This window comes from Chryseobacterium populi (assembly GCF_000282115.1).
GTDB lineage: Bacteria > Bacteroidota > Bacteroidia > Flavobacteriales > Weeksellaceae > Chryseobacterium > Chryseobacterium populi.
Genome location: NZ_AKJY01000006.1, coordinates 33877 through 55803 on the forward strand (window position 1 = coordinate 33877; position 21927 = coordinate 55803).

Sequence of the window (21927 nt, forward strand, 5' to 3'; positions counted from 1 at the left end):
TATTAATTAAAAATCTAAATAAGGTTCCAAATCATATGGTCCTCCTTTCTTTACAATAGCAAAATTTATTTTTTCTCTTAATAGAGGTTGTAAATCCATTTTTGTAGAATTTTTGAGACCATCCACAAATTTACTACCAAATAAAGCTAATATATCATCTTTATGAAAAAAACCTTTACTTGAGATATTCCCAATATTATCTAATCTTGCTTTACCGTTATGTTTTCCATATTCTTTACAGATTTGTATAAAAATATTAAAATCATCCGGGTTCATTTCTAAGGCAAATTCAAAATCTCCTGGATTTCCCGTGGGTAAATCGTTTCCAGAAACATGTTCTAATGGATCTCCCTGTAAATACTTACGGTTTGCAGAACCCTGCACTTTTAATTTAACTTTGTCCTCAAAATTAAAATCTAACCAGTCATCATAATCATCGTAATGTTCAAAGTCAATATTTGCTAATATTTCTTCATCCCAAAACTGAAATTCATTTTTAAAATAATTATTAGCTTTTTGCCCAAATGATTTAAATTTTTGCAGACTTGCAAATCCTGAGGCATAACCTCTTTTTTTAATTTCATCAAACCAAAATGAGATTTGTTTTTTTAGTTCTGCCTTGCTAATTTTTTTACCCTCTTTCGAAGCTATATAAACTAAATCAGCACAAAATCTTTCTAAGAAATCACCAGCAAGATTACTTTTTAATAAGACATGTTCTGCAATTTCTTTAATATCATCTGCAGAGTAAAAGAACATATCAAATGCATTTCCTCTAACCTTATTGGCAAAATCTACTTTATCATTAACTCTTTTCCGAATATCTTTAGAATATTTAAGTAATCTATCCAAGATACTTCCTGCGTCATCCATATAGTATATGTTTGCAGCTAATTCATCTATAATATCCTGACCACTATTATTACCATCAATCCCTGCCAGCTTATTTTTAAGCTCTGCAATTATTTCTGCTTGAGATGTCTTCCCTGTAGCTTGAACCATTCCTTTAGCACTCTTTCTCATTGCTATTGATGCTAAGCCGTCAGCGGCTGTAAGAGATAAGGTAGCAAGTTGGAATGCCATCGCAAAGTTTTTAAAGTTATGACAAAATTCATCATTATCATTGCAATCAATAAAATTTGCAAGATAACTTACAACGCCTGATGAAAATTCCAAACCACCCAATAATACTCGCAAGTTTTCTTTAATAAAAATTCCAGCCTCACTTGTTCCTAATGCAGCCCATCTTAGATGCCTTAATTTTGTCAAATTACCAATTCCTGAAAATGTCAATACCCCATCAACAGTATATCCTATTAAAGTTTCTGCATTACTTTTATCAATCGCATCATCATAATACTTTAATAAAAAAATAGGAATAAAGGAATTAATTGTTAAACCACTTATCTGAGTAGGATTACCCGTAGTTGTGACAATTGGTACGGGACTATCAATATCCGTATTTATAAGGCTTACCGGTTGAAAAATATCATAGGTTCCATATAAAGCTTCTTTAGGTTGGGTCATGCCGCCGCGCGTAGAATAATGAGCTACATATTTCTCACTCGCCTTAATTTTAAAACCTGAAAACTCAAAATTAAAACTGTTTAAGTATAAACCAACACTTTTATTACTATTATAAGGGATTATAAGAGGTGCTGCATTTTCATAGACAACATTAAAATAAAAATTATAAGAATTACCTACAGTACTTGAAAATGGCTCTGATGCTGCTTCATGTGAATAATAAAATGTTTTTGTAATATTATTATCTCCTACAGTATCATAACTAATCTTAGGTGTGGTTGAATTATCTAACTTTTTAAAACCTATCACGTTAGGTTTCAATTCGCCTGCTTCTGTAAATGGATTATATTTACTATATTGCCAAAGTATATAAATTGCTTGTGCAAAAGCTCCTTTTGTATCTGTTGCTTTAAATTTTGTATTAACAATCCAGTTTGATAATTGTATTAATCCTTTTGTTATATTCAAACTTGTACTTAACCTATCATATATATACTGGTATAAAGTATACTTAATATCTTCTTTTTCAATACAATTTTCATACTTTACCAAACCTTCCAAAAATTCATCAATCCTGTCTAATGAATTGGCATTAAAAGAATTTGCTATTCTAACAGCTAAATTCTCCACAGCTTCTCGTTCAAAGATTCTACTCATTTCATCAACAGATTCTTTTAAAACTTCGATTTTTAATTTAGCTGTTAATGTAGTAAGAGCTTTTACACTCATAAATAATGTAAGGTAGAAAAGCTTTTTATTTCCAACTGCATTTTTTATTTTTTCTTTGCATCTAAATCCTGTTACATAAAAATTAAGCACTTCCTGATAAAAATCTCTTAATAATTTAATTACATCACTTTCCTGTAAATTAGATGCTCCAGAAAAAGGATTTGACCAATATGCTTTTTGTTCAATTATATAACTTTGATATGAAGCTTCAGTAAATAATGTTAAAATAGAATTATTAATATGATGTATACAATAAGCAGAATATATTAAATAAGAGGCTACTTCATTTTTCTTTTCAATAGAAGACATATTATTTATCAAATACATATTATTGTTAAAGAATTCTGTAGCATTGCCTTCAGGATTATAAACTTTTAATTGTGGAGTTATATTATCTGGAATATAGATTTTATTCCTTTTAAAGGGAACCGAATATACATTCGCAAGATTCCATGTATACTTATATTCTTCATTTAAATTATAGGATTGAGCATCATAAGTGATTTTTTGCTTTACAACAGATACTTGATCTCCAACTTGGACTTTCATAAAATTTGAATTATCAAATTTTCTTATCTCATTTGATTTCTTTTTATCTGCCCAATACTCTAGCCAATCTTGTAATGAATAATAACCTGCATTTATTTTTTCTTCATTTTCTTTAAAATCTGTTTTATCAAATTGAAAATAATCAATATTATTTGCGGTGAAACCTATTAAATACCCGTCTACTGTATATACAGGGTTACTTAAATTATTCATTCTGATGATAAGAGCATTGCCTTTACCATCAAAGTCTCCGAATAGAATTGCTGCTTGTTCCATTATATAAAAAAGCTTGGTGTTAATTTTTGAGTACTTAATGTTTTAGGGGACCATTTAGCATATTCTTCTGATGAAAAAATCATGTCATCAACTGTATTCACATAAATTTTTTCTGAAAGTAAAGCAATAACTAAATCACCAGAAGAATTTTCTCCTATTATTGATAGAGAATATCTTTTATACTTTTTTTGTTCTGAAGATGTATAAGCATCTGCGTCATCTGGCATTTCATTCATAAAATAAAACTTGGGATTATTCAAATTACTTTGATTAATAATGGTTATCAATTTTAAATTTTCATCTTCTGTAATTCCTAATATCTTCTTACTAGGTAAAGTTCCGTGTTCCAGTTTTAGAAACAAACTTGTCACAGTTTCCCCCATTATATCAGTAAAAACTTCTGTACTAAAATAATACGGATTTTCTGGTGTATAAAAATTGTTTCTCTCATCACTATATGTAACAGTCCCGCTATTACTATTATCCAAATATGCACTTCTACTTTCAAAGAATGAACCTGTATTCTGACGAATATTATTCAGTAAAGTTTCATAAGTCACTCTTCTCAGAGTATCAGTTTCATTTTTCATGACCTGGTCTTCCACTCTTTTGGTAGTAACCGTGGCAATATCTTTTCCCCCTGCATTATTATCAAAATCAATAAGCAATAAATTCTGATCAATCACATATCGGAGCTCATTAGGACTTTTAGGTTCAATTTTGGGGCTCGCATTGATCAATCCGAAAACATCATCAATGTCCTTTAAATATATTTTTTCGGAAGGGTCTATTGGTGGAATTGCGGTTGTGATTTCCAGAGATTTCCCCTCATAAATCAGCTGCACAAAAGACCCAATCGTAAAATTGGAGCTCGTCTTTTTCAGATCAAAAGAGATGGGTTTTGTGAAGTCGGTATTGATATTATCTCCGGCTTCCTGTAATAAATTCCCGCCTCTGATGAAATAATCTTCGTTGGCTGTGGTCGAACTCAGAACGCCCTGCTTTACATATAAAGCTGCAGCATCGTTGTTATCGGTCGTCAGCTGAATTACTAATGAAGGTCGTTCAGAAAATTCTTTTAAAGGCCAGCCATCATCAAATTTCTGCTCAGAAAGATCATTCACTGTGGTTCCGATCTTCATATTGTTGGTATTGGTAGCACTTAGCTTGTAATTCCCGTAGAAGTTATAAGACCTCTGTCTGCTGCTCTGGATGTACAGATAAGTAGTTTTGGCGGTTGCAAAGTTTTTGATCAGATCATAAACTTCATCATTCGTCTGGGCAGGTGCTGCCTGATCCTTGACAAATAACTTTCCTTTACCCTGTGTATGCAATCCGTAGAAAGCCGCAATATCAATAAACTGGGTCGCAGATTCCCTGATCAGCTTACTTTTAAAAGCTGTAGTTCCGGCAGCCGGATCCAGGATATGGTCGGTTTTACGGGCATAGGTTAAATTCAGCTTGAATGGATTAGGGTCATTTTCAATTGTGTAATCTCCTTCATTCAATACAATATCAATCCCTAACTGTCCGTTAATCGTACCAAGATGAGTTCCTCTCGGGATCATCGGCAGTTCATAGGCTTTGTTAGCAGGCTCTGTAACCGTTCCGTTATTATTGACAGCCTGAGAGACCTTAAAGAAGTAATCATCAATAAGAACTTCATCAGGATTTTCAGTGGAACCGGATACCGGATATCCAAGATATTGCGCTGTAAAGGTAGGTTCAGCAATCCCTAACATCGTATAGAGGCTCGTAAATTCTTTCCTGATCACATCTACAAATCCTGTTGCTCCGATCCCATTGATCGTACCAGTGGAATCAAAGAAATCAGCCCTGTTCATTCCTCTGTAAATGATATACTTAATGGCAAGTCCTTTAATCGGCTGGTTAAAAGGTTTCAGGATGACATTGATCTTACTGGCATCAGTTCCGCAGGGCTGTAATAAGACCTGTCCCTGGCATAGGGTAAATACTTTTCCGTTATAGCCGTTTATTTTGGAGGTGGTCCGGAAAACGGTGCTTCCGTAGGGACCAGTAATTCCAAACTTGTCTGATGAGCTTTGTGTAAAGCTTTTCCCTTTCTCCAGAAAGAAAAAAGATTCCGGCATAAGATCCGGCCTTACATTAAGCCCATTGCCGTCGGGGGTTGTAGGAAGTGACCCCGAAGTCGTGTTTTGTGGCATTTTGTTTTGTTTTGGTGTTAATAAAAAAAAGAAAGTAACCGGAAATTCCCGGAGCGGTTTAAGTTTCGGTAAAAACAAAACCTCTCCTGTACAATCAATTTTCATCAATTGCATGGGGTTGTTTTCATGAATGAATTTATAGCATGGCTATTTCGTGAAAACTACATATCCGTCCTTGTCTTTCGGTAAATTTTGTAAGTTCCTCCAGGATGCATTGATCTTACGGTCACCTTTCCAGATGTGCCTTCGTTCAAAATGCGGGAGATCTTTAAAGGTTTTCCAGTTTCCGCCCCATTCCCAGCCATATTTTGCAAATATTTTCACGCATTCGTACCAGTCGGCTACCCCATCATTATCCCAGTCTTTTGCAGTGTCCCAACTCACTGTTTTTCCGTCGATAATAAGGCAGATATCTACCGCTAATCCGTAATTGTGAATACTCTGTCCGGCTTTCGCATTGGTGACTTTCTTTCCGGGCTTTGTCCTGCCCTGAGCGTAAAGTTCGTCCTGTTCCTTAAAGGTTCTCAATCCCTGGGTAATCCTTACCTTGGCCCGCCCGGCAAGAGAGCGGTCACATTCTTCAATAATTAATGCAACCTCATCTCTTACGAGCGGATGCAGTTTTTTAACTCTGCTTTCACTTGGTTTATCCATGGTTAATAATTTTGTGTTTGGTGTTAATTTTATGTATTAAATTTAGTGTATTCTGAAATATTATAAATTCCGGTATTGAATTCTAAAGCAAAAATATTTACAGTTAACGACAAAACTTGACGTATTATATTCTACATTTTTAAATAATCTTAAAATATTATTCATACTTTTTGTAAATGAAATTGCTCCGGAAATTATAAATAATTTTCATGGGTCTTTAATTTCAGAGCAAATCTATTGCAGGAAAACGTCAGAACTTGACGTGTTATTTTTTTAATTTTAATTTGTCCTTAAAGAAAAATTTTAAAACCAATAAGAGTTTAATTAAGAATCTAAGAATATTAAATACTTATTTTATTAATATTTTTCACATCTTACCCATCAAAATGATTTTCTTAACTGAACTTAATCTCTTCAAAAATCTTAGTAGTAAAATACAATCAAAACTCCACAAAAACACAAATTACTATAAATCAATAAATTAAATTTAATATTAAAATTATTTTACATAAAGTCTATAAAATAAATGGACTAATAAAAATATATGTCCTATATTTGCACCATATTAAAAAAGAAATGAAAGTAGAATCAAAAAACAGTACAGCGAAGAGACATACCATCAATATGATGATATATTGCTGGATGCCTGTGTCTGAACATTACCGTGGTTAAACTTACTTTTATTATAACATATTTAAAAGACTTTGCCACGGTGTAAAGTCTTTTTTTTTTAAGCAGGAACAACATTAAAAAATGATAGAAATAAAAAACATTTCAAAAACATTTCATCAGAAAAAACAGAGCTTTAAAGCTTTGGATAACATAAGCCTGAATGTTGAGCAAGGTGATATTGTCGGCATTATTGGTTTTTCAGGTGCCGGAAAAAGTACCCTGATCCGTACGGTAAATCTTCTGGAAAAGCCGGATCATGGACAGATCATGATCAATGGTAAAGATTTTACAAAATTAAATTCCAGACAGCTTGCAAAAGAACGTAAAAAAATAGGGATGATCTTCCAGCATTTTAACCTTCTTTCTTCAAGGACCGTTTTTGAAAATATAGCGTTACCTCTGGAATTGGATCATACCCATAAAACTGAAATCCAAAAAAAGGTCAGCGAACTTTTACAAATCGTAGGACTGGAAGACAAGGCCAATGATTATCCTAAAAGCCTGTCAGGTGGACAGAAACAAAGAGTAGCCATTGCAAGGGCCTTGGCAAACGACCCTTATATCCTGCTTTGTGACGAGGCAACGAGCGCTTTGGATCCTGCAACAACGCAATCTATTTTACAGCTGTTGAGAGATATCAATCAGCGTCTGGGAATTACCGTTCTGCTGATCACCCACGAAATGGAAGTCATCAAAGCAGTCTGCAACCACGTTGCCGTCATCGATAAAGGAAAATTAACAGCTAAAGGAACTTTAAGTGAGATCATTTCTGATAAAGAAAATCCCATCATCAAACAATTTTTAAACTCAGGTGTTATGACTATACCACAAGAACTCAATAAAAAACTACAAAAAGAGCCACGAGACGGATTATTTCCTCTTGTTGAAATAGAACTGAACGAAAATGTGACTGTAGAAAAATTGCTTTCAAAGATCTATGACGATTATAAAATTCCTTATAAACTTCTGAAAGCCGATGTCGAATACCTCGGAAACTCCAACTTCGGAAAGCTATTGCTACAGCTACAGGGTGAAGATGAAGAAAACCAAAAAGCAATCTATTATTTTAACCAGAACAAAATTCAAAATACGGTAAAAGGATATGCTTAATGATACAGTGATTTCTCTTTTGTCAAAAGGAATCTGGGAGACGGTTTTTATGACATTTGTTTCAGGTTTTTTCGGTTTTGTGTTGGGACTGCCGGTCGGGATTTTATTATTCCTGACCAGAAAAGGCCAGCTCATGGAAAATATGCTGTATAACAAAATTTTATCTGTTCTGGTTAATATTTTCCGGTCAATACCTTTTATTATCCTGATCGTCTGGATGATTCCTTTTACAAGATCATTGGTAGGAACTTCAATCGGAGTCAATGCAGCATTGGTTCCTTTGAGTATCGGGGCAGCCCCTTTTATTGCAAGACTGGTTGAAAACAGCCTTCTTGAAGTTCCCCATGGCCTGATTGAGACTGCCAGAGCCTTAGGAGCAAGTCCGTTCCAGATCATTAAAAAAGTTCTGCTTCCTGAGGCATTGCCTTCATTAATCAATAATGCAACCATTACCCTGATTACTTTGGTAGGATATTCTGCGATGGGTGGCGCCGTGGGTGCCGGCGGACTGGGACAGATCGGGTACCAGTACGGCTATATCGGCTATGATGTGGTAATCATGAATACGGTTCTGGCTCTATTGGTAGCTTTGGTTTTTATTATCCAGTTTTCCGGAGACCGGCTGGCAAAGAGGGTTGATCACAGGTAAAACTAGCTAATCGAAAGCACAGTAAAAAATTTACCAGAGATACGATCTTTACGACTTTGCAATTAATAAAGCTCAAATAAATAGTATTAAAAATTAATTATAAATGAAGAAAATTAAAATTCTCGGGTTATTGGCAGCAGGTCTGTTAGTATTTAATGCGTGTAATTCTACAAAAAAAGATAATCTAAATTTTATTAAAGTTGGGATCACTTCAGGACCTGAACAGGAAATCGCCGAAACAGCAAAAAAAGTAGCGAAAGAAAAATACAATCTGGATGTCGAGCTGGTTTCATTCAACGACTATGTAATTCCTAATGAAGCTTTAAACAACGGTGATATTGATGCCAATGCATTTCAGCATGTTCCATACCTTACCGAACAATCCAAACAGAGAGGTTACAAACTGGCTGTGGTAGGAAATACTTTTGTATACCCGATTGTGGCTTACTCCAAAAAAATAAAAAATATCAGCCAGCTTCAAAACGGCAGTACGATTGTTATTCCCAATGATCCTACCAATGGCGGACGTTCACTACTTCTTTTACAAAAAAACGGTTTATTGAAGCTAAAAGACGGAGTCGGTTTATTACCTAAAGTGACTGATATTGCTGAAAATCCAAAGCAACTTAAAATCCTTGAAATTGAAGCGCCTCAATTACCCAGAGTTCTCGATGATAAAGAAGTAGTCATTGCGATTATCAACAATAATTTTGCAGCTCAGGCAGGATTGGATGTCGCACAATTCGGAATTTTCAAAGAAGACAAAGATTCTCCGTACGTCAATGTAGTCGTCTCCAGAGAAGACAACAAAAATGATGAAAAAGTAAAAAACTTCCTGAAAGCCTATCAATCGGATGAGGTGTTGAAAAAAGCAGAAGAGGTTTTTAAAGGGGGTGCAGTGAAGGGATGGGAGTAATTTGGAGTGATGAGTTAAGAGTGATGAGTGATGAGTCTGTCCTGTGGTAACGAATAATAAATTGATAGTTGATAATGATAATTTAATATCAACTTATCACTCTTAACTCTAAAAATTATTGACAAAATACATTATCTCAATTTGAGATAATAAATATTTTATGTATTTTTGTTACCCAATCAATAAAAAGGTTTTTATGTTAAAGAAAACTGCCATCGTAAGTTTATTCACTCTTATTTCAATTTCTTCAATGGCTCAGACAAATATTTTACCCGTTTATCTGGATGAATCCAAACCCGTTGAGCAGCGTGTTCAGGATGCCCTCTCCAGAATGACCCTGGAAGAAAAGATAGCAATGCTTCATGCTCAGTCAAAATTCAGTTCACCAGGCGTTCCAAGGTTGGGAATCCCTGAGTTTTGGACTACAGACGGCCCTCATGGTGTGCGTCCTGAAGTAATGTGGGACGAATGGAACCAGGCAGGCTGGACGAATGACTCTATTATTGCTTATCCTGCATTAACGGCTTTATCAGCCACATGGAATAAAAAAATGTCCTGGAATTATGGTAAAGCCCTCGGAGAAGAAGCCCGATACAGAAAAAAAGATATTCTTCTGGGACCCGGTGTCAATATCTACAGAACTCCACTGAACGGAAGAAATTTCGAATACATGGGTGAAGACCCTTACCTGACCTCTAAAATGGTAGTTCCTTATATTCAGGGAGTACAGTCAAACGGGGTAGCAACCAGTGTAAAACATTTTGCATTAAATAACCAGGAAATGTTCCGTCATACAAGCGATGTAACGGTAGATGACAGAACCCTGTATGAAATCTATCTTCCTGCATTCAAAGCTGCAGTTACGGAAGGAGATTCCTGGACGATCATGGGTGCTTATGACATGTATAAAAACCAATACGCGAGCCAGAACCAGTATCTTTTAAATGACATTTTAAAAGGCGAATGGAAATATAAAGGTGTAGTGGTTTCCGACTGGGGTGCTGTAAATAATACTGAACAGGCCATCCACAACGGATTGGATCTTGAATTCGGAAGCTGGACCAACGGACTTTCCGCCGGAACGAAAAACGCGTACGACAATTATTATCTGGCCAAACCCTATTCGGATTTAATCAAAGCCGGAAAAGTAGGAACAAAAGAACTTGATGACAAAGTAACCCGACTGCTTAATCTGGCCTATAAAACAACAATGAACAGAAATAAGCCTTTCGGAAATATTGCCTCTGAAGAGCATAAAGCTGTTGCAAAAGAGATTGGTGAAGAAGGAATTGTTTTACTGAAAAATCAGGGAAATATTCTTCCGATAGATATCAGTAAGACTAAGAAAATTGCGGTAATCGGTGAGAATGCCATTAAAATTATGACTGTAGGCGGAGGCTCATCTTCTTTGAAAGTGAAATATGAGACCCTGCCCTTAGAAGGAATCAAAGCAAGATTCGGAAAACAGGCTGATGTACAGTATGCAAGAGGATATGTAGGAGACATCGGGGGCGAATACAATGGAGTAAAATCCGGACAGGATTTAAAAGACAGCCGATCTGCAGCTGAATTATTAAACGAAGCTGTAGAGCTGGCAAAAAAATCTGATTTTGTGGTTTTCATTGGCGGATTGAATAAAGCCGACTTCCAGGACAGTGAAGGGAATGACAGAAAAAGCTACGGACTGCCTTATAATCAGGACAACCTTATCGCTGCTCTGACTAAAGCCAATAAAAATCTTGCGGTAGTTTTAGTTTCAGGAAATGCTGTAGCAATGCCTTGGGTAAAAGAAGTTCCTTCGATCGTTCAGTCCTGGTATTTAGGCTCTGAGGCAGGAAATTCTATTGCTTCTGTTTTAGCAGGTGATGCTAACCCATCCGGGAAGCTGCCGTTTACTTTCCCGGTGAAACTTGAAGACAATTCTGCTCACCAATTGGGAGAATATCCGGGAAATAAAGCCGAATTGGAAGCAGGAAAAGGAAAAGACCAGAAAAACCCTATCAATATTACCTACAATGAAGGAATTTTCGTAGGATACCGTTGGCATGATACAAAAAAAATCAAACCATTATTCAGTTTCGGGCACGGATTAAGCTATACCACTTTTGAATTCGGAAAGGCTACAGCTGATAAAACAACCGTTTCCCAGGATGGTACCATTACTTTCACGGTATCGGTAAAAAACACAGGGAAAAAAGCAGGTGCTGAGGTAGCCCAATTGTATATCAGTGATCTGAAATCTTCACTTCCACGTCCGGCAAAGGAATTGAAAGGTTTTGAAAAAGTATTTTTAAATCCGGGAGAGCAGAAAGACGTGACATTCACCATTGATAAAACGGCTTTAAGCTACTTTGATGCCGATAAACACGCATGGGTAGCTGAGCCCGGAGATTTTGAAGCATTGATCGGAAATTCTTCGGATGCAATCAAAACGAAAGTGAAATTTACTTTGAAATAAAACATTTCAATTATTTATAGATCAGGCTACCTTCGGGTAGCTTTTTTAATTTTCCGCCATTCTTAAAGCATCCTAAACACAAAAGCCCGGGAGTGATCCTGGCTTAGCAATAGCAATTTACAAGGAAAAAATTAGAAATGCTGTTTTTGTTTTATATTTTTAAAATACTGAATAACACCTACATCGGGCAGATAAAGCTGATCGCTGAAATGATTTTCAAAATCACGGCTGCTTTCAAAAAAAGAATTACTGAATAGCGCATAAGACGGCTGTTCAGCAAAATTATTTTTAAGCAGCTGATGAGCTTCAACAATTGTTTTCCCATACAGCTTTCTGAAATTCCCGATTTTATATTGCGAAAACTTTCCGTAATGGATAATAAATTTCAGGGAAAGATCTATCGATGTATCCAATATCTCACTCAGCTCTTCGATTTTCCGGTTGAAAGCATTCTTCATATTCAGGAGCATTTTTGAAATCTTACGGTAAGACGGATTGGAATCATACCGGTAAAACAGGATCGCATCGCCTTCGATTTCGGAAATATCAAAACAGTTATCATTTACATCAATCAATGTAGAAAGTAATTGCCTTACAATATATTCTCCTGTATAAAGTTTTGTATTGAATACAAATTCGGTAAATCCATTGAAGTCCGGAATAAGTATGATGCCCTGATCTATATTTGTATTCTTCATAACCATATTAATTTAAAAAAACCTGTTGTATCTTCTAAGACGCAACAGGTTTCATTTTACTTTATTGCCATCCGCCGCCTACCGCCCGATAAACGCTGGTAATGGCATTTAACCGTTGTGTTTTTAAAGAAGCAAGATCCAATTCAGATTGAAGCTTATTGGTCTGCACCAGAATTACTTCCACATAAGTTGTTGAATTGTATTTAAATAAAATATCAGCTTTTTTCACCGTTTCATTTGATTTTACAATCAATCCTTCTGCAATTTTCTGCTGCTCTTCCAGTTTCTGAATCTGAACCAATGCATCAGAAGCTTCCCCTACTGCCTTTAAAACGGATTGTTTAAAATTAATTTCAGACTGAATATTTACTTCAATTTTCTTAATGTTTAAAACTTATTTAGGTTTTGGCTAAAGCCGTTGAAGATAACTTTATTGATAAGCGGGCTAAAGCCCGCTTCTATTGAATAAATTTTTATTTCCTCTTGTAAATTTTGTAGTTTATACGAGTTTTACCCGTTGGATAGTTCTGTAAATTTCCGGGATTTTTTAGTTTCTTTGAAAACAAGCCCAATCAATATGATAATTGCTCCTACTGCATAGCTTATTAAGATTCCCAGGTTTAAATTACCAACAGCATATTCTGAAGGGAAAATCTGGCTCATCAGTGTCATGAATGACAATCCTATACCTGCTCCCAGAAAATAGCTGGTCGTACTTAAGCTTGATGCCACCCCATAGTTTGCAGATTCTACATCCCTGATTCCTAAAATAGATAATGCGGTAAAGCAGAAGGTCATTCCGATTCCTGAAATGCACGCTGCCCCCAGTAAGACCAATGTAAGCGGATGACCCATATAAACAGAGATCAGTAAAGCAATACCTCCCATCAGCATAAAAATCCATCCGAAAATTCCCATTTGGACAGCATTTAATCTTTTTGAAATGTATGGCAAAACAAATTTTGAAACTAATGCTGACAAAATACTGAACGGTACCAGCATTAACCCTGCTGAAGCAGCACTATGATTCATATCTTTCTGCAGCATTAATGAGATCAGAAACAAAAATCCAATGAAAAATGCACCCAGAGTGAAGAAAACAAGATTGGAAGCCAGTAATGATTGATGCCTGAATAGCTGCAGATCAATCAGAGGCTGTGCAACTGTTTTCAAACGATAAAACACAAACCCTAAAAGTAAAACCGATAAGAGCATAGAACTTATGATTAGAAAAGGCTTTTCCTGGATCTGTATCAATTCATGGGTAGAATAGGTTAAGCTTAACAGCCCTAAAACCAGTAGTATCCCGGTAACGGCATCTGTTTTCTGCCCGCTCTTCACTTTTTCATCTGCCGGTAAATGTTGATAGGCTAAAATAAGAGTGACGAAAAGAATAGGAACATTAATCAAAAATACCCAGTGCCAGCTTAAATAAGTGCTGATAATCCCGCCAATAGATAGCCCGCTTCCCGATCCTATGGCTGCAAAGGAACTGAAGATTCCTAATGCACGGTTCCGCTCCTGCTCTTCCCGGAAAGTATTGGTAACGATTGATAAAGCCGAGGGCATGATAAAAGCTGCTCCCAATCCCTGTAAAGCACGGAATACTGCCAGGACCTGGAAATTTGTTGACAGCCCCGCCCCTAAAGAGGTCAGCATAAAAATGAGCCCACCGATTAAGAAAATTTTCTTACGCCCGATCTGGTCCGAAAGCTTTCCGCCGATAATCAGAAAACCTCCAAAAAATAAAACGTACAGAGTCTGTAGCCATTGTACTGTTTCTGCCCCAATATTGAACTGCTCCTGAATAGAGGGAATCGTTAAATTAATAATAGCAATATCCAACGCTTCTACAAATGTTCCTACTGATGCCAAAACTAAAATCAGATTCTTTCTTGTTCCCATACTATTCAAATTTCCTACAAAATTAAATATATCAGAACATATGTAAAAATTATCACATAAATTTGGAACATATTTATATATAATACAAAATAGAAAGAACATATAAACTTCAAGATTTAGTTTCATCATTAAAAAACAGAACAAATGGCAACAGACAATTACACCCTGGACGAAAAAGACCTTTCAATTCTGCGTTTATTACAGAAAGATGCAAAACTCAGCGTACGGGATATTGCCGGGCGAATCAACCTGAGCCCAACCCCAACGCATGAACGCATAAAACGTATGGAAAAATCAGGAATCATCAAGGAATACACCACTGTTCTCGACCGTAAAAAAGTGAATAAAGGAATGATGGTAATCTGTATGATTGCCCTGAATGCACACAATAAAAAGATCGCCACCAGGTTTATCGAAGAAGTGGGCAGGCTGAAAGAAGTGGTTGAATTTTATAACATCAGTGGCGATTTTGATTTTTTATTAAAAATTCTTGCCCCGAATATGGATGAATTCCATGAGTTTTTTGTGAACAAACTTTCAGAAATTGAAGGTATCGGGCAAACGAAAAGCATTTTTGTCATGAACAGCATTAAGGAAAGCTGCCAGATAGTATAGAATGGAAATTAATATTTAGGGATGGAGAACTATTTTCATTTTCTGAACTTTAAACCTCCAATCTGCATCATATTTACTTTTAAGAGTTTTTTAATCCTTTTTATTCATTCGTTTATTCCGGAATTGCTAAATTGAAGTCATCATTTAAAATTACAAATTATGCCCTGGAATCCTGAAATTTACAATCAGTTTAAAAATATCCGCTTCAAACCTTTTTATGATCTGGCCGATCTTATTGCTGCTGAAACTCCAATGGAAGCCATTGACCTGGGTTGTGGCACAGGTGAACAAACGGCTATTCTTGCGGAAAAATTTCCGGAAGCTGAGTTTATTGGTATTGATTCTTCTTCTGAAATGCTGGAAAAGTCTAAAATGCTGGAACATGAACGGCTTCATTTCCGAAAAGCCACGACGGAAGAAATGCTCGGCTCTGATGAAAGCTGGGATCTGATTTTCAGTAATGCCGCTTTGCAATGGTCTGATGATCATCAGAACCTATTTCCTAAGCTGATCTCAAAGCTGAAAACCAACGGACAACTGGCCATACAAATGCCCTATCAGCCTGGGAATGTGCTCAATCAGATCCTTTTTGATCTGGCATCAGAGGAACCTTTTAAAACTCAGTTAAACAGCTGGAACCGTACTTCAGCCGTACTTAACATAGATGAATATGCTCAGATCCTGTTTGATAACGGTATTGAGGACCTGAATCTTTCCCAAAAAATCTACCCTATCATCGCAGAAGATCATGAGACCTTATTTAATTTTATTTCAGGGTCAGCTTTGATTCCGTATCTGGAAAAACTGGATACAAATCAGCAGGTAACTTTTACGACTGAATACAAAAAGCGTATTGCCGCTAATTTTACAAAACTTCCTGCAATTTATGCCTTTAAAAGAATCTTAATTTACGGAAGAAAAAAATAACATTTTGTTTATGCAAGATTTCATTTATTCCTGATTTAGCTTACAGAATCTTTAATTTACGATTCAAAGTCTCTTTTGGTACGGGCTTTGAGATAGGAATAATACTTTTAAAAAGCTCTTAATAAATAAACAGATTATCAATCATGAAAAAAACAATCCTGATCGCAGGTTTAAGTCTGGGAATATTCAATATGGAAAGTTGTACAGCCAGTAAAACACCCCATTCAACGGATATGAATACAAACAAAACAGTTGCTGCAAGCGGCACCATTACCCATATCGAAAACGGTAAAGACGGCTATATGGCCACCTTTAAAGATGCTGCCGGTAAAGAATATGTAGCAACCATCAGCATTATCAATCTCCAAAAAAGCGGCGGCGAGTTTACACGCTATGAAGTAGGTGATACGATTTCCGTAAAAGGAAATTCATGGGACAATAACGGAGTTACTCAGATTACAGCATCTGAACTTTCAGGTACCAAGACAGATGAAACTATTTCAGTAACCGGAAAAATCACCAAAATTGAAAACGGTAAAGATGGTTATATGGCCACCATCCAGGATTCGGCAGGCAAGGAATATGCAGCAACTATCAGTATTGTAAATCTCCAGAAAAGCGGAAGCCAGTACAAGCGCTACGAGGCAGGCAATACCATTTCTGTAAAAGGCCCTTCATGGAAAGATAGCCAGGGAAAGACATACATCAAGGTTGAAAAACTTGATTAACAATAAAGACCATCGCATTGATGGTCTTTTTTAGTTGATTTTCCGTTAAAATGATTTCCAAACATTCAGTGAGATGTAGATACCTGATTCGTATAATTCGGAATCACAGTTAAAGGATCTGTCAAAATGGTATCCATATTTTTTATGGTAAAATTCCGGAAACACGAAATTTTAAAATCATTAAAACCAAGCTTAAACCTCTATATGAAAAAGGAATCCAAATAATTAGATTTCATAAATAAATACCATAGAAATTAAGTATAATCCAATATTTCCTTATTACCATTATATTCCTGATAACCATCAACATACAAATATCTCTTCCGGGTGATTAAAGCTGTTTTCGGATCATTTTATTTCATACCTTAGTGATAACTAACGACCATCAAAAATTCAAACTTATGAGAACACACTTATTATCCATGAAAAATGGACTGGCAGCTGCTATGGTATTTCTAGCAGGAATCGCTAATGCTCAATGGCAGCTTACCGGAAATCCGGGGATTACACCTGCCAACTACGCCGGTACGGTAGACCCCAGGCCATTTTATCTGAGAACCAACGGCGCTTCTTCCAATCCCGGACAGGCCATCCTTAATGAAACAGGCTCGTTTATCGTTGATGCCATCAACAATTCCAATGTGGCAAAAGTAAAAGGAAGTATTGTGAATGGTATTTCCAATATCCTGGGTTCGCAGGCCGGCAGCTCCCTGGTGAGCGGTTGGGAAAATGACCTTACCAACGGCGGAGGTGCCAATATTATTGGCGGACAGGCCAATGTAGTTCTTAATAATGCCGGAAAATCTGTAGCCCTGGGATGGAAAAATACCATCAGAAATGACAACCAGTTTGCTCTGGGTGTGGGTATTGACCTTAAAGATGTCTATTCCGGGGGATTCGGGATTGACCTGGCCGCAACAGGAAACCGTTCTTTTGTTATCGGATCCGGAACCGGAGGTGTTAAATTAACGAATAATATTCCGTTATCCATCATGCTCGGCTTATCTACTACCCCAACAATGCTTATTAAAGACCAAAGTGTCGGCGTGCGTACGATAGCCCCAACCGCCAATTTCCACACGGTGGGAACGGTAAGGCATGAAAACCTTCCTACGGGAAGCGGCCGTGCACTGGTAGTGGATCCCAGCGGAAATGTAATGGTTTCCAATACATCCCTCAACAGAATGGCCAACTCTGATGAAACCATCCAGCAACTGGAAGACCGTGTTAAAAGCCTTGAAAATACCGTTGAAGAGCTGAAGCAACTGCTTCTGAATAAAGGAACTTCATCAACTCTGATCTCGTCTTCGGATATCCCCACATTATTTCAAAATGTTCCCAACCCCGGAAAGCATGAGACAAGCATCAGGTATTATCTTCCAAAAGAAGTAAAAACAGCATCAATTGAAATTTACAGTATCTCAGGCCAGCTGGTAAAGACTTTTGCTTTACGTGAAAAAGGAAACGGAACGATCAGCCTGTCCGGCTCTGATCTTCAATCCGGCACTTACCTGTATACAATGACTGCCGACGGAAAGGTTATCGATTCTAAAAAAATGATGATAAAAGATTAAATCTTTGATATATTTTATTTTTCAAAAAAGAACGGTCGATGAGGTTTTCTCACCGGCCGTTTTTTAATTTAAAAAAGCTGTAATTATTAATCTATGCTTAATTCGATAGGATTATAATTTTTTGCTCGATCTCCTGCCTTTTTAAGGAGAGAACGACGTTCATCAGGATCTTCAATGAATTTATTATAAAGAGTGGGATCCGTTAATTCTTTTCGTCGATAGTCAAATATTTTTTCTTTTTTCACTAGTTTAGCATTAGAATGCAAATTAGCAGAATTACAATAATATTTCCTTTTTCTGAAATTATATATCTTAAAATGATAATCATCTTTGTTATCAAACACTTCTAGAATCAATCCTGGTAATTTACTAAACTTGTACGGACCAAAAGGGAAAGGCATTTCTTTAGTAAAATATGCAATCCAAGTTCTACCATATTTTTTTGTTATGGCTTTTTGGCATTTATACTTTCCAACCGTTTTAAATTCATTTATAAGCTGCCAATTGATATTATTTATTTCTTCATATTTAAAGTATTCATTAGATGTTTTAAAAGTTACATAAAGCTTTCCTGTTGTTGTTCCTATATTTTCCGGAAATTCGGAAGTATATTTCATTTGTTCTTCAACCGGACTGTTTTCATGAAGCTTTTTTTCAAAACGAAGTGAATCTCCAACATATTGATTCATATTTTTATAGTAAGATTCTTTCTCATTCATCAAAAGAGCAAACGCAGCATCCTGAATAATAGCATTTTTGGCTTGACTTTTATAAACCAATTTATAATCGGCTTCATATACAACGTTAAACCCTCCTTGAGATTTAATAATGATTATAAAGAAAAAGAAAAATAGGCTGTAATAAATTTTCATAGTTTAAATATTCAAGCAAAGTATTGGTCATACTTTGCTTGGAGTTGAATTAGAGTTAATTAATGAATATAAAGAGTTATTCCTTTGGGAGTAGTACCACATTCATTATAATTAACAAGTTCTAAAAAGTTTGTTATTTGCTCCATTGTATATCCTTGTGTTTGCGTAACATTTACAACATGCCCGCAAGACGTCCTAAAAGGAAACGCTGATACCACACCAGCTAATAAAATAGCGCCTAATAAAATTGTTTTTTTCATCATTGTTTTTTTTTATGACTAATTATTTAAATTCTTCTCGAAAATATAAAATAATTCAAATCATCTGGGAATTATTTTCTTATGTTAAATCGCTGTAACATGTACTTTTCATAGATATTAGAAATCATTCGTAAAAAACAACGACTAATCTCAATGTCTATAAAACATAATATATAAAAGGCTTATTTAATAGAATAAAATATATTTCAATCAGAGCAAATACTTGGAAATGGTAAGAGAAAACAGAGAATGAAATTGAGCAGGCCATAATACAGCTTAAATGTAGAATCGCAGAGCTCAAAAGCGATCCGCAATCGACCCAAAAGTTTATTCATTGGCGGCATCACCAAAAGTAAGAACACATTATAATACCGGTAAGCTTATTCCAAGTTTAAAAACCTTATCGTAAGCCATTATCTGGTTTTCAGGATTACGGAATTGTTTTTTTATATTTTCTAAACTGAATTTTCCCGGGCTCTCATGCGGCTGTTCGGAGGGCATCTTTAATTCCGGGTAGATGATTAAGCAGTCGATGGTTTTATTTTCTTCCCATTCGGGGTTATCAGCTTTAATTTGATGGATCACTTTTTTCAGGCGTGCATATCCCGATACCTGCCGGATATCCTGGTGAATGTGGCTTTTATTGTATTTCAGCTTGTATTTGGCGTCAATTATCATTTCGAAGCCGGGCTTGCTGATGAGGATATCCAGTGAGTTCCCATAGGTGCTAAACTGGTAATGGATGTATTTTTCATCAGAAGGATTTGCTTTTAGCAGCTGGTAATAAAAGTAAAGCTCAAACAGCTGTGGCATATCAATCCAGAACGGCGGGGTTTCTGTTTTCTGCTGTGCGGTTTTGGTAATATTGTACGAAAAGCGTTTTAAAATAAACTGCCCGATCCGTAAAGCTTCCTTATATTCATTAAAAAACGGATTCAGATTAATATTTTTCAAATACTTTTCTTCAATATCCTCCCCAATCAGCTCAAAAGCGGGCCTGCAATAGCTGACAATATTCTTTACGGAATCAATATTGGAAGAAAATAAAAACTCATTGTTTTCTATATAGCTGACAGCAAACTGTAACACCTTTTTCAGGAACCTGTTTTCAATATGATCGGCTCCAAATACCTGGAACTCGCAGAATGTGGAAGTAAACCTGCTTTTAAAAACATTCTGCCTGATGTGCTCACCCACCAGTATTTTCCCTTTAGCCCTGTTGTTTAGATTGGCCCGTACCTTATAGTATGATTTTTTTAACCCTTTTCTTACAATTGCCTTTAGCACCTGTAAAAACTGCACGATAAGGAATGGGGTAAGCCTGTCGTCTTTACGGTCTATCCTGATGTATTTTGCCTCCCAGTCGATCCGGATCACGCCTTCTGATGCTTCTGCCGTTTTAGGTAAAGACATGATCTGAAGCAGGAGGTCAAGGTAATTAACTTCAACCTGCTCTACCCTGTAATCAGCGGTATATTCTTCGGAAGAGTTTTCATCAGATTCCAGACAGTCATTAAAATATTCCGTTAAACCAGGGTTGATTTTAGGCTCTACACAGACCGTTCGGCCTGTATTCCCGAGCCAGTCTAGCCCTACGTAATAATCTGCCTTAATGCTGTAAAATCCGGCTTCTTCTTTTACGGCATAGCTGTTTCCGTTGGAATTATAGGGTTTTGATTTAACGTCCTTAAATAATTCATAGGAAGGTTCGGATAATTTCAAAAAGAGAAGATCATTATCTAAAATTTCTTCGCCCTCCGTAATCCGGGAGACGGTGAAGCTTTTATGCTCAGACAGCCGGATTCCCATTATAATGAAGCCTGTAGATTGGTAATTTTTTCTTTGACATCTTCCCCGATCAGCATACCGTCTTTGATGTATTCATTCAGGATCGGTTTGATCTCGTATTCCAGCCTGATGGCCATTCCTGCCGTATTATTTTCGGCAGACTGATCAATGAAATAGGAATGTCCCAACCGGATATGCTCTTTTTCAAACTCAGGAGAACAATTTTCATCGAATAATTTATTCACCTGATGGTATAAGCTTTCGTCAAAGTTCTGCATCCCGTCTTCCGTTTTCAGGTTTCTCGGTGGCAGGGTGATGAAAGCAAAACGCCTTCTTACAGCATAATCAATATGCCCTACGCTTCTGTCTGCCGTGTTCATCGTCCCGATAATGTAGAGGTTAGGCGGAAGCACCAGCTCTTTGCAGCCTTCCACTTCATACATGCTCTCTACGGCTTCATTCCTGTATTCAAGGGCGTAGATCAGCTCACCCAGAACAGAGGATACATTGGCCCTGTTGATCTCGTCGATCACCAGCACATAGTTTTTAAGGTCTTCTTTAATAACGGGGTTGTTTTTATTGGCATTGGTGGCGATGAGCTGTTGCAGGATCCTGTAATAGTAAGGGTATTTGCCCTTCATCGTCAGCCCCATCTTGATTTCCTGGTCCCGCAGGTCAATGGGTTTTGAGATTTCATTCCAGTTATTGTATATTTTCTCCATATCGCTGAAAAGAATTTTATACTTGATCTCTTCCCTGTCCGGAAAATTGTAGATAAAGCCGTCTTCTTTAATGGCTACAATCTGGGCTGTAATCTTCTCCCCAAAAGGAAAG

18 protein-coding genes are annotated in these 21927 nt (G+C 36.4%); 8 read left to right on the top strand and 10 right to left on the bottom strand.

Annotation, left to right across the window (positions count from 1 at the left end; translation table 11 throughout):
- Positions 1–6: 6 nt before the first annotated feature.
- From PMI13_RS02500 to PMI13_RS02510, 3 genes are all read right to left on the bottom strand, one after another.
- Positions 7–3081, bottom strand: coding sequence for a hypothetical protein (locus PMI13_RS02500; protein WP_007840357.1), 3075 nt, complete (start codon positions 3079–3081; stop codon positions 7–9).
- Positions 3081–5267: a hypothetical protein gene (locus PMI13_RS02505; protein WP_156104459.1), complete on the bottom strand. Its 2187-nt coding sequence runs from the start codon at positions 5265–5267 to the stop codon at positions 3081–3083. The genes PMI13_RS02500 and PMI13_RS02505 overlap by 1 nt, the downstream gene beginning before the upstream one ends.
- A 147-nt stretch (positions 5268–5414) precedes the next feature.
- Positions 5415–5921, bottom strand: a complete 507-nt coding sequence (locus PMI13_RS02510; RefSeq protein ID WP_007840359.1) for a M15 family metallopeptidase — start codon at positions 5919–5921, stop codon at positions 5415–5417.
- Positions 5922–6674: 753 nt separating this feature from the next.
- Between PMI13_RS02510 and PMI13_RS02515 the strand changes: the two genes are divergently transcribed.
- The 4 genes from PMI13_RS02515 to PMI13_RS02530 all read left to right on the top strand — a co-directional run bounded on the left by PMI13_RS02515 (position 6675) and on the right by PMI13_RS02530 (position 11726).
- Positions 6675–7703, top strand: coding sequence for a methionine ABC transporter ATP-binding protein (locus PMI13_RS02515; protein WP_007840361.1), 1029 nt, complete (start codon positions 6675–6677; stop codon positions 7701–7703).
- Positions 7696–8352: a methionine ABC transporter permease MetI gene (locus PMI13_RS02520; RefSeq protein WP_007840363.1), complete on the top strand. Its 657-nt coding sequence runs from the start codon at positions 7696–7698 to the stop codon at positions 8350–8352. Before PMI13_RS02515 ends, PMI13_RS02520 begins: the two co-directional genes overlap by 8 nt.
- Before the next feature lie 103 nt (positions 8353–8455).
- Complete coding sequence (gene metQ / locus PMI13_RS02525) at positions 8456–9268, top strand: methionine ABC transporter substrate-binding lipoprotein MetQ (protein ID WP_007840365.1); 813 nt, start codon at positions 8456–8458, stop codon at positions 9266–9268.
- A 196-nt stretch (positions 9269–9464) separates the two neighbouring features.
- A complete protein-coding gene (locus PMI13_RS02530) occupies positions 9465–11726 on the top strand; it encodes a glycoside hydrolase family 3 C-terminal domain-containing protein (RefSeq protein WP_007840366.1) in 2262 nt (753 codons plus the stop codon).
- A 131-nt stretch (positions 11727–11857) separates the two neighbouring features.
- Here the strand turns inward: PMI13_RS02530 and PMI13_RS02535 are convergent, their stop codons facing one another.
- The 3 genes from PMI13_RS02535 to PMI13_RS02545 form a co-directional block, all read right to left on the bottom strand.
- Positions 11858–12424 carry a DUF2652 domain-containing protein gene (locus PMI13_RS02535; protein WP_007840368.1) on the bottom strand — a complete coding sequence of 189 codons (567 nt, stop codon included), beginning with the start codon at positions 12422–12424 and terminating at the stop codon, positions 11858–11860.
- 61 nt (positions 12425–12485) lie between these two features.
- Positions 12486–12809 (bottom strand): TolC family protein, encoded by a 324-nt coding sequence (locus PMI13_RS02540; RefSeq protein WP_156104460.1) that lies wholly within the window; start codon positions 12807–12809, stop codon positions 12486–12488.
- 125 nt (positions 12810–12934) lie between these two features.
- Entirely contained in the window at positions 12935–14329 is a 1395-nt protein-coding gene (locus PMI13_RS02545; RefSeq protein WP_034670051.1) for an MFS transporter, read from the bottom strand.
- A 144-nt stretch (positions 14330–14473) separates the two neighbouring features.
- Here PMI13_RS02545 and PMI13_RS02550 point away from each other — a divergent pair, with 144 nt between their 5' ends.
- The 4 genes from PMI13_RS02550 (at position 14474) to PMI13_RS02565 (ending at position 18173) form a co-directional block, all read left to right on the top strand.
- Positions 14474–14944, top strand: a complete 471-nt coding sequence (locus PMI13_RS02550; RefSeq protein WP_007840371.1) for an Lrp/AsnC family transcriptional regulator — start codon at positions 14474–14476, stop codon at positions 14942–14944.
- A 159-nt stretch (positions 14945–15103) separates the two neighbouring features.
- Positions 15104–15871, top strand: coding sequence for a methyltransferase domain-containing protein (locus PMI13_RS02555; RefSeq protein WP_007840372.1), 768 nt, complete (start codon positions 15104–15106; stop codon positions 15869–15871).
- 143 nt (positions 15872–16014) lie between these two features.
- Positions 16015–16599, top strand: coding sequence for a hypothetical protein (locus tag PMI13_RS20525; protein WP_007840374.1), 585 nt, complete (start codon positions 16015–16017; stop codon positions 16597–16599).
- A 401-nt stretch (positions 16600–17000) separates the two neighbouring features.
- Positions 17001–18173: a T9SS type A sorting domain-containing protein gene (locus tag PMI13_RS02565; protein WP_007840376.1), complete on the top strand. Its 1173-nt coding sequence runs from the start codon at positions 17001–17003 to the stop codon at positions 18171–18173.
- Between the two features lie 86 nt (positions 18174–18259).
- On the opposite strand, the gene PMI13_RS20530 is transcribed toward PMI13_RS02565, so the two are convergent.
- The 4 genes from PMI13_RS20530 to PMI13_RS02585 form a co-directional block, all read right to left on the bottom strand.
- Positions 18260–19045 carry a GLPGLI family protein gene (locus PMI13_RS20530; protein ID WP_007840378.1) on the bottom strand — a complete coding sequence of 262 codons (786 nt, stop codon included), beginning with the start codon at positions 19043–19045 and terminating at the stop codon, positions 18260–18262.
- Between the two features lie 59 nt (positions 19046–19104).
- Positions 19105–19308: a hypothetical protein gene (locus tag PMI13_RS02575; protein WP_007840381.1), complete on the bottom strand. Its 204-nt coding sequence runs from the start codon at positions 19306–19308 to the stop codon at positions 19105–19107.
- A gap of 360 nt (positions 19309–19668) precedes the next feature.
- Positions 19669–21114, bottom strand: coding sequence for a 5-methylcytosine restriction system specificity protein McrC (locus PMI13_RS02580; protein ID WP_007840383.1), 1446 nt, complete (start codon positions 21112–21114; stop codon positions 19669–19671).
- The coding region (locus PMI13_RS02585) for an AAA family ATPase (protein WP_007840389.1) at positions 21114–21927 on the bottom strand (814 nt) is incomplete at its 5' end. The genes PMI13_RS02585 and PMI13_RS02580, both read right to left, overlap by 1 nt.

Coding starts and splice junctions, on each gene's coding strand:
- PMI13_RS02550 (WP_007840371.1), top strand. CDS start 14,474: ATGGCAACAGACAATTACACCCTGGACGAAAAAGACCTTTCAATTCTG.
- PMI13_RS20530 (WP_007840378.1), bottom strand. CDS start 19,045: ATGAAAATTTATTACAGCCTATTTTTCTTTTTCTTTATAATCATTATT.
- PMI13_RS02520 (WP_007840363.1), top strand. CDS start 7,696: ATGCTTAATGATACAGTGATTTCTCTTTTGTCAAAAGGAATCTGGGAG.
- PMI13_RS02530 (WP_007840366.1), top strand. CDS start 9,465: ATGTTAAAGAAAACTGCCATCGTAAGTTTATTCACTCTTATTTCAATT.
- PMI13_RS02580 (WP_007840383.1), bottom strand. CDS start 21,114: ATGGGAATCCGGCTGTCTGAGCATAAAAGCTTCACCGTCTCCCGGATT.
- PMI13_RS02505 (WP_156104459.1), bottom strand. CDS start 5,267: ATGCCACAAAACACGACTTCGGGGTCACTTCCTACAACCCCCGACGGC.
- PMI13_RS02500 (WP_007840357.1), bottom strand. CDS start 3,081: ATGGAACAAGCAGCAATTCTATTCGGAGACTTTGATGGTAAAGGCAAT.
- PMI13_RS02535 (WP_007840368.1), bottom strand. CDS start 12,424: ATGAAGAATACAAATATAGATCAGGGCATCATACTTATTCCGGACTTC.
- PMI13_RS02565 (WP_007840376.1), top strand. CDS start 17,001: ATGAGAACACACTTATTATCCATGAAAAATGGACTGGCAGCTGCTATG.
- PMI13_RS02515 (WP_007840361.1), top strand. CDS start 6,675: ATGATAGAAATAAAAAACATTTCAAAAACATTTCATCAGAAAAAACAG.
- PMI13_RS02545 (WP_034670051.1), bottom strand. CDS start 14,329: ATGGGAACAAGAAAGAATCTGATTTTAGTTTTGGCATCAGTAGGAACA.
- PMI13_RS02555 (WP_007840372.1), top strand. CDS start 15,104: ATGCCCTGGAATCCTGAAATTTACAATCAGTTTAAAAATATCCGCTTC.
- PMI13_RS02510 (WP_007840359.1), bottom strand. CDS start 5,921: ATGGATAAACCAAGTGAAAGCAGAGTTAAAAAACTGCATCCGCTCGTA.
- PMI13_RS20525 (WP_007840374.1), top strand. CDS start 16,015: ATGAAAAAAACAATCCTGATCGCAGGTTTAAGTCTGGGAATATTCAAT.
- metQ (WP_007840365.1), top strand. CDS start 8,456: ATGAAGAAAATTAAAATTCTCGGGTTATTGGCAGCAGGTCTGTTAGTA.
- PMI13_RS02575 (WP_007840381.1), bottom strand. CDS start 19,308: ATGATGAAAAAAACAATTTTATTAGGCGCTATTTTATTAGCTGGTGTG.